Source organism: Sulfurihydrogenibium yellowstonense SS-5, assembly GCF_000173615.1.
Taxonomy (GTDB): domain Bacteria; phylum Aquificota; class Aquificia; order Aquificales; family Hydrogenothermaceae; genus Sulfurihydrogenibium; species Sulfurihydrogenibium yellowstonense.
Map to the genome: position 1 here is coordinate 1 of NZ_ABZS01000062.1, position 8,624 is coordinate 8,624.

Annotated in this window: 9 protein-coding genes; 7 read left to right on the forward strand and 2 right to left on the reverse strand. The window is 34.2% G+C overall.

Annotation, left to right across the window (positions count from 1 at the left end; translation table 11 throughout):
• From SULYE_RS03670 to SULYE_RS03695, 6 genes are all read left to right on the forward strand, one after another.
• A partial coding sequence (locus SULYE_RS03670; RefSeq protein WP_007546625.1) for a c-type cytochrome occupies positions 1–1,148 on the forward strand: 1,148 nt, incomplete at its 5' end.
• 16 nt (positions 1,149–1,164) lie between these two features.
• On the forward strand, positions 1,165–2,529 hold the full coding sequence (locus SULYE_RS03675; RefSeq protein ID WP_007546627.1) for a c-type cytochrome: 1,365 nt from the start codon (positions 1,165–1,167) through the stop codon (positions 2,527–2,529).
• A complete protein-coding gene (locus SULYE_RS03680) occupies positions 2,526–2,729 on the forward strand; it encodes a hypothetical protein (RefSeq protein WP_007546629.1) in 204 nt (67 codons plus the stop codon). Before SULYE_RS03675 ends, SULYE_RS03680 begins: the two co-directional genes overlap by 4 nt.
• A gap of 163 nt (positions 2,730–2,892) precedes the next feature.
• Entirely contained in the window at positions 2,893–3,201 is a 309-nt protein-coding gene (locus SULYE_RS03685; RefSeq protein WP_007546631.1) for a hypothetical protein, read from the forward strand.
• 9 nt (positions 3,202–3,210) lie between these two features.
• The gene (locus SULYE_RS03690) at positions 3,211–4,677 is read left to right on the forward strand and encodes a phytoene desaturase family protein (RefSeq protein WP_007546633.1); all 1,467 of its coding nucleotides are present in this window, start codon (positions 3,211–3,213) and stop codon (positions 4,675–4,677) included.
• On the forward strand, positions 4,661–5,653 hold the full coding sequence (locus SULYE_RS03695; protein WP_007546635.1) for a sensor histidine kinase: 993 nt from the start codon (positions 4,661–4,663) through the stop codon (positions 5,651–5,653). Before SULYE_RS03690 ends, SULYE_RS03695 begins: the two co-directional genes overlap by 17 nt.
• On the opposite strand, the gene SULYE_RS03700 is transcribed toward SULYE_RS03695, so the two are convergent.
• Both SULYE_RS03700 and SULYE_RS03705 read right to left on the reverse strand, forming a co-directional pair.
• A complete protein-coding gene (locus SULYE_RS03700; RefSeq protein ID WP_007546636.1) occupies positions 5,628–6,140 on the reverse strand; it encodes a flavin reductase family protein in 513 nt (170 codons plus the stop codon). The two genes, SULYE_RS03695 and SULYE_RS03700, sit on opposite strands and share 26 nt — an antisense overlap.
• Positions 6,141–6,572 (reverse strand): group I truncated hemoglobin, encoded by a 432-nt coding sequence (locus SULYE_RS03705; protein ID WP_007546638.1) that lies wholly within the window; start codon positions 6,570–6,572, stop codon positions 6,141–6,143. It abuts the gene before it with no gap.
• A 403-nt stretch (positions 6,573–6,975) separates the two neighbouring features.
• Here SULYE_RS03705 and SULYE_RS03710 point away from each other — a divergent pair, with 403 nt between their 5' ends.
• Complete coding sequence (locus SULYE_RS03710; protein WP_007546640.1) at positions 6,976–8,343, forward strand: deoxyribodipyrimidine photo-lyase; 1,368 nt, start codon at positions 6,976–6,978, stop codon at positions 8,341–8,343.
• Positions 8,344–8,624: the final 281 nt, after the last annotated feature.

Consider the following 8,624-nt stretch of genomic DNA (forward strand, 5'->3'; position numbering starts at 1 on the left):
GCGCTTTGACAGGAATAGGTATATGGATACACGCAAACATCATAGACCCGCCGGCTATTGGCTCACTGCTTAGAGTTTTCTTCTGGAAATGGTTTACAGAATGGATAGTGTTTAACGTTGAGTTAATTTTCTTACTTGCATGGTTTTTAACTTGGAAAACCTACGGCTGGGAAAAAAGAACTCAAAACTTGAAGTTTGGAATTGTTTACGCAGTTGCAAGCTGGCTTACGATGGTTATCATCACTGCGATACTTGGATTTATGCTAACACCAGGAAACTGGCTCAAATCAGACTTTCCAGCTCAGCCAGACTATGTAGCATCACTCTTTAACCCAAGCTGGATACCATCATTAATGTTTAGAACATTCTTTGCTATTGGCTTTGCTGCTGCAATATCAATGTACTGGACTTGGTGGTTTACAAGAAATGATTTAGCATTAAGAGAAAAAGCTGAGAGATGGTTTGGAAGAATTGTGCTTGCAACCATTCCAATTACAATTATCTTTGGATTGTGGTACTATGCACAAATTCCTCAAGAAGCAAAAAGCTTAATGTTCGTTGCAGGATTAACAACCAAATACATCGGTCATAAAGAAATGCTAATTATCGCACTTCTTGGAGCGTTTGCTTTAATCCTTGTTGCAGTCTTTGCTTTCTACCTAAAGCCAAAAGCTGCTCCGTTTGCCTTAGCGTCTTTAATGATGGTTTCTTATGTGTTCTTAGTGGCTGAGTTTGAAAGAATTAGGGAATTTGTAAGAAAGCCTTATATAATCTATGGATACATGTATGCCCATGGAATTAGAAATGTTGACGTTGCACATTTAAACAACGTTGGTGTTTTAAAGTATGCGTCTTTCGTTCCTCAACAGTACAGAACCATCACAGAAGAGAACAAAGTTAAAGTAGGTGAGTATTTGTTTAAGCTTGAATGCAGAGTTTGCCACTCTGTAAATGGGGTAAATGCAATAACCAAGAAAGTTAACGGTTTAGATGAGAATGCTATCTATCACAGAATAGGAGCTTTAAACTCTCCAGCAACTCCTTTTATGCCGCCATTTGTAGGAACGGATGAAGAGAGAAAAGCATTAGCAGCATACCTTTCTACATTAGTAGAGCAAAAGCAAACCCAAACAGCAGTAAATAAATAAAAATGGAGGTGGAAAAATGAATAATCCAAATAACCCAATTTTCCCTTACCTTCCCCATGATATACCTTTACCCCTTCCAACAGGTGGAATGGATGCTATAGTAGTTCCTGTTTTTCATATTCTTCTGGTTGTTTCATTCTTAGTTCATATAATTTTCATCAACGTTTTACTTGGCTCTTCTGTTTTATCTGTGATTAACAACTGGATAGGTCATTTAAAAAATGACAAAAATTATGACAAAGTAGCATACTTACTAACTACACCTGTAACCATTAGCGAAAATATGGGGGCGTTGTGGGGGGTTGCTCCTCTTTTGATTGTTAGCGTTATGTACACAGCTTTCTTTTATTCAGCTTCTGTTATGAACTCACCTCAATGGCTGCATATAATTTGGGGAAACGTAGTAGCCTTTTTAATTTCATATCTGTACAAATTTAGTTGGCATAAACTTGAAAACCATAAAGCACTGCATATCACCATAGGTGCTATAGCTGCTATACTGTTTTTATCACTGCCTCCTGTGTTTATGTCTACGGTACAGCTTTACATAACACCATCAACCTGGACGCCAAACACTCACTTTTGGGATGTTGTTTCAAGACCTGATGTACTGTTTAGATTGGCTCACTTCTACCTTGGAGCGTTTGCAGTAAATGGCATGTTTATGCTATTGTATGGAGTTTATAAAAAAAGCAAAGGTCAAGATTTAGAGGCGGCAAACATCCTCATCAGACAAGGAAAAGCGTGGTTTTTAGTCCCAACTGTTTTAAACCTTTTTGTTGGAACGTTGGCATTCTTCCAATTTCCTAACTACGGAATTGAAAACTTCTATTCAAAAGGATTTGAAATATTCATAATTATAGCCGTGATATCCATTCTTGGTGCGATTGCTATCTTGCTTAAAGAGTTCTTCAACGATAACATCTCTCCAAAGCATGCCTATATGGCTGCTGGATTGTTGTTAGTAACGCTTATATCAATGGGAATAACAAGACACGGAATGAGAATATCGCTACTTGAACCGGCAATAGCACAAATGCAAAAACAAACACAGGAGTATTTAGCAGCAGCAGAAAAAGATTACAAAGAAGCAAAAACTAAGCCATCTGGAATTTCTGTTGCAGAGGCAGCTAACCTATCAGAAGGAGAAAAATTGATTGCAAAAAATGGCTGTACAGCATGCCATGCAGTTGATACCAAAATAGTTGGACCTGCTTTTAAAGAGATTGCTAAAAAAGGATATACTCCGGACAGAATAGTAAAATTAATCTATCAACCTGAGCCTTCAAACTGGCCTGGTTATACTCCAATGCCACCTATGCCAAACGTACCAAAAGATGAGGCAGAAAAGATCGCAAAATGGATAACAGAGCTTAAATGAAAAATCTAAGCTTTGAGGGTCTTTTGACCCTCTCTTTTTCTTTGTTTTTACAGTTTTTAATAGCTGTATTTCTGTATTTGATATATAAAGATGCAAAAGAGATAGAAAGAAAGTTTTTTAAATGGCTGTTGATTGTATACATATTTTGGGAGTTATTTCACGTAGGATACAACGTCTTACTTTTAGCTACCAACTGGTAGCTGTGTTTTCTCACCACACCTCAGGCTTTGGGACCCTTTAAAGGGTCTCTCTTTTTAATCCTCTAAACTCTAAAATCTAACCGTTATACTTAAATAACGGCCCTTCAAGCTTTTGGTCAAAATCTTTATCATTATTCTAAATCAAACCTTAGAGGTATAGACCATGAAGTGTATAAAATTAGACTACCTGTCTATCATAAAAATAAGACCAACTGATAATTTTGTCTATTTTGAAGGGCAAGGATGTTTTGAGACTGTTATAACCTTTAGGTCTAAACAAAGCTATGAAGTGATAATCACATACTACTACAAAGATTTTGAAGAAAAGATAGAGGTTAAAGGTAAAAGCACTTCTAAAATCTGCATTCCTTCTGATTTGTTTAAGATAGAAATCATCAAAAAGCCACAAGACTTGGAAATCATAGCATCAAGCCTGAATGATTACTTTGATGAAATGTTATCTTTAAACTAAGGAGAATGTATGTTTGATTATGTAGTAGTTGGTGGTGGAATTGGCGGGGTGGTTTCTTATGCGATCTTAAAAAAGATAGGCAAAAAGGTGGCACTGCTTGAAAAAGAGTCATACTTAGGAGGTTGTAGTGGAACATTCAAAAGAAAGGAATATCTGTACAACGTTGGAGCTTCTACCTTAGTTGGACTACAAGACCATATGCCCCTTGGGAAAGTTTTTAAATTCTTAAACCTTCCAAAACCAAAGGTAAAAAAGCTTGAAGTTCCAATGGTTGTATTCGTTGGAGATAAAGCTATAAAAAGATATTCAGACAAAGAAAAGGCGGTCTTAGAGCTTGAGAATAATTTCAATTATAAAAACCTAAGGTCTGTTTGGCAAAAGGTTTACTCTATCTCTGATGCTAACTGGCAGAATATTTACAATGTGATACCCATAAATTATAAAAATCCAAAACTGCTTTTTAAAAAATTTGCCGAGAATTACAGATACTTACTAAAAGCCTTACCCTATCAATTTAAGACTTCTTACGATTTTTTTAAAGACAATCTTGGAGATTTTGACGAGGACTTTAAAGACTTTTTAGACAATCAGATTCTAATGACATCTCAAGGATATAGCAGAGACGTTTCTATCTCCGTTGGGTCTATGGGTTTGACGTATCCAAACCTTGATAACTACTATGTTTATGGTGGAATGGGAAAGGTTTTTGATTGCTTAGTTGATGATTACAAAAATGTTTTTTTGAAGCACAAAGTGATAAAAATAAAAAAAGTAAAAGATTTTTTCCAAGTGATAACAGATAAAGAAGTCTTTGAGGCTAAAAATGTGATTTTAAACAAAACCATATGGGATTACTGTGATTTACTTGAAGATTTTAAAGATGCTTGCATCAAAAACAGAAAAAAGTATTCAAAAATCTGGTCAAGCTTGACGATATACTTTAATTTGGAAGATAAAAATAACGTAGTTGATGAGCATCACTACCAAATAATCCATAAAGACATAAACCCTTATACAGGCAGCAACTCGTTTTTTGTCTCAATCTCAGACAAAGAAGATGAGGTCCTAACAAAAGATGGAGAAAAATCTGTCATCATATCAACCCACTGTAGAATATCATTTTGGCAAGATTTAAGCAAACAAGAGTATCTTGAAAAAAAAGAGAAAGCAAAAGATTTTATTTTAAACAGGCTTTTCGAATACGTGCCAAAATTTAAAGATTGTAAGATAAAAAACGTCATGGTAGGAAGTCCAAAGACTTTTCAGCGATACACCGGAAGGTATAACGGAACGGTTGGCGGAATACCCCTTATAAAAGACTACATTCCCTTTAAGTATCCTTTTAACTTTACGCCGATAAAAGGAGTTTATTTAGTTGGAGATTCTGTTTTTCCCGGTCAAGGCTGGCCTGGTGTTATAATTGGTGTGCTTAACTTACTCCTTCAAATAGAGGATATAGATGAAATACTACATTGAGATAAACAAAAAAGACTGGACTATAGTTTTTATCTTTGGATTGATTTTTGGCTCTATCTTGGGCGGTTTTATATCTTTAATTCTAAATATTCCTATCATCAAAGGAATGATTTCCGGGTCTATCTTTGGATTTTTCATATTTATGTTTTCTTTTGCAATGATTAATTTTAGCAACAAAAAGATACTGCCACTACTAAGCGATAAATACTATACTTTTGTAAGTCTTTTAATGTCTTTCTTTGCCGGATTTTTTGGAAGTCTAACAGCTTTTGAGTTTATAAAAGTACTAAAACTGATAGACTTAGAATTTTCTAACAAATTTCTGTTTTATCTTAGCATGATGACAGGACTTTTAACAATGCTAATAGGCTATCTTCTTTACATGATTGTCAACTCTAAAAAGATAGAAGAAGAGTTAAACAGGCTGAACATAGAGTTAAAGCTAAAAGCTTTAGAGTATCAGATAAACCCACATTTTTTATTCAACGCTCTAAACACGCTTTCAGAGCTGGTTTATATAGACCAAAAGCTTGCAGAGAAAGGAATGTTAAAACTATCACAATTTTTAAGAATGATCATAGACGAAAACAGCATCATAACCTTACAAGATGAACTAAAAATAGTAAAAAACTTTATCTTTATTGAAAAGTTAAGATTTCCTGCCATAGAGTTTGAGTTTAACATAGACAAAAACACCCTGTCTTTACCCGTTCCAAAAATGTCAGTACAGCTTCTTGTAGAAAATGCCATAAAACACGGACTAAAAAACAGCGGAAAAGTAATCATATCCTCATACATAAAAGATGGTTATTTTTATGTGGAAGTGAAAGATAGCGGAAAAGGTTTTGAGGAAATAAAAGAGGGAACAGGTCTTAAAAATTTAAGGGAAAGACTAAAGATATTCTTAAACGGAGATTTAGAATATTTTTATGATGGAAAGTTTTCTACTTTTAGATTTTTTTATAAAATCCCTTAGTGTTAAAGCAGTAGTAATTTTTTCCCATTGTTAAAGTAAGCTTGTTTTTTGGTTTTACTTTTCCTTGCTTGTACTTTATTGCCAAAACCCTGCCGATTACAAGACAATGGTCTTGAAACTCTAATTTTTCGTAAACTTCACACTCATAGACCATGAAAGACTCTAAAATACTTTTAGAAGACACTTTTTCACTATTTGTTAGATGGATATTTTTAAGTAGGCTTAGTTTATCAACCTGGTCTCCGTGATATGACCCTGCTATCAAAATTTCTTCAAAGTATTCAGATGTTAGGAAGTTTATTGTAAAGTTATCTTTCAAAAGCTTATAGCTGTAATTTGTTCTGTCTATGGATATGGAGTATAGAAAAGGGTTTTTGTTTACGGGTGTATGCCAACCAACGGTAAAAGGATTTTCTTCCACGACCACTATGACGAGCGGCCGTGGAACGTATCTAAGGGTGTAGCCATCTTCTATTATTTTAAACATTTACTTTTTGCTTACCACTTGGTCTTTTAATCCGGCAACAGCACCTAAAAACTCTTTTTGAACGTCAGCAGGTACTTTAAACTTGTTTAGGCTTTGCTTTGCAAGTTCTACAAACCTGTCCCAATCTTTTTCTGTAATTCCAAGATTTTGATGTGCTTCTTTCATATCTTTTCCCTTGTACTCGCAAGGACCACCTGTTGCTTTACAAATAAACGCAGCTACAAGCTCTCTGTTTGTTTTTAGTTTGTCTTTTGACACGTTGCCGCAGAATCTTTTTAGCTGTTTGTCGTTCATCATTCTGTTTGTAAGGTCTTCAACCACTGCGTCGATTGCCTTTTTACCGCCAAGCTTTTCATACAGTGTTTGCTCAGCGTTAGCCAAGCCAACTGTTAAAAATGCTGCTGCTCCAACTGCTGCTAAAAACTTTTTCATAACGCACCTCCCAAGATTTATTACGATAAATATTCTCCAAGAAATGTTTTTCATTATAAAGCTGATTTTTATCATATTAGATTTAAAATTTTACAGGTTAGCTGTAAAAAAAATTAAAATGAAAGGTAAAATAAAAATAAGCGTCCGGTGGGAAATTGGGTAAAAGTATAAGATTCTTCGTCGGCTTAAGAATGATGAAAACGGTCTCCTTTTTTGATTTTTTCTTGATTTGAAAAGAAAAACATGAGATTTTTGGCACGGCTGCAAAATGAAAAAGGTAAGATAATGTCTTTATTAAAATTTTTTTTGGAAAACCTGATAATTAAGAAACACTTCAGAAACTTTAGGCTTTTAGGATTAAAAAGAGTAAAGATTAATAAACCTATTCAAAAGGAGCTCATAAATGGAATTGGAATTCATAGGAAGAGTAAAAGCTTTAAACGACAGACAGTTTAATCAATCGGGCAAATACATAATTTACTGGATGTCTCACAGCCACAGGGCAAACTTTAACCATGGTCTTGAATACGCAATCAAACTATCAAATGATTACAAAAAACCATTATTAGTCTATTTTCTAATTACAGACAAATATAAATACTCAAATGCAAGATACTACAAATTTATGTTAGATGGAGTTTTAGAAGCTAAAAAATCTATAGAAGAAAGAGGTATAAAATTTATCATAGAAAAATCAGATGATATCAAACAGAGAATCATAGAGATATCAAGGAGTGCCGTTGCCTTAATCACAGATAAAGCCTACTTAAAGTATTATAGAAAGCTTTATAGTGATATAGCAAAGCAATTAGATATACCATTTTACGAAGTAGAGTCTGACGTTTGCATTCCTGTAGAGATTGCATCTCAAAAGCAAGAAGTTTACGCTTTTAACCTTAGAAAAAAGATTTATGCTTTATTAGATTCATATCTTCTTAAATTAGCGCCAAGGGAGCCAAAGATTAAATCCGTTAATCTTGATTTTGGAATAAAGGAGTTAACTTTAAATAGTTCCTTAGAGATTTTAGATATTCTCAACATAGACAAAAGCGTTAGTTTATCACCTTTTATAGGTGGTTATAACCAAGCAAAAAGATGCTTGAAAGAATTTATTGAAAAGAAGCTTCATAAATATAAAGAGTATAGGTCTCATCCGGAGCTTGACTATCAATCAAACCTAAGTCCTTATCTTCATTTTGGACAAATCTCGCCGATAGAAGTTGTTCTTGAAATCTTGTCAGAGTATAAAAAAGATGAAAATGTTGATAGCTTTTTTAACGAACTGATAGTTTGGAGAGAGCTTGCAAGGAATTTTTGCTACTATAATCCAAACTATAACCATTATGAAGGCATTCCTGACTGGGCTAAAAAAACATTAGAAGATCACAAAAACGATAAAAGAGATTATGTTTATACATTAGAAGAGTTTGAAAATGCAAAAACCCATGATGAATACTGGAATGCTGCACAGCTTGAGCTTTTAAAATCCGGAAAGATGCATAACTACATGAGAATGTATTGGTGTAAAAAAATTATAGAATGGACGCAGGACCCAAAACACGCCTTTGATATTGCATGCTATCTAAATGATAAATACGAGCTTGACGGAAGAGACCCAAACGGTTATGCCGGCATATCCTGGTGCTTTGGAACCCATGACAGACCATGGAAAGAAAGAAAAATCTTTGGGAAAATTAGATATATGAGTGCATCAGGTTTAGAAGCAAAGTTTGATATTAAAAAATACGTAGAAAAAGTAAAGAGTTTATGAAAAATAATGTTGGGGCTGCTTGCAAAAATCAACGTTTTTCATTCTGCAGCCGGTGAAGAATTTCCTTTTCCCAATCTTTAAATCAGGAGATTCTTCGGACTAAAGTCCTAAGGACATGGAAAGGTAAGTTTAAGAGAGTTTTGTAACACTCTCAGCAGTTCATTTACGAGCTTTGTATATTTCATCTTAAATGGTAAAGATTAAATATCACATGTATTATGTTAACGTTTCTTATCACAATCCGACAATCATTTCTATCTCTACTAATGCATCTTTTGGAA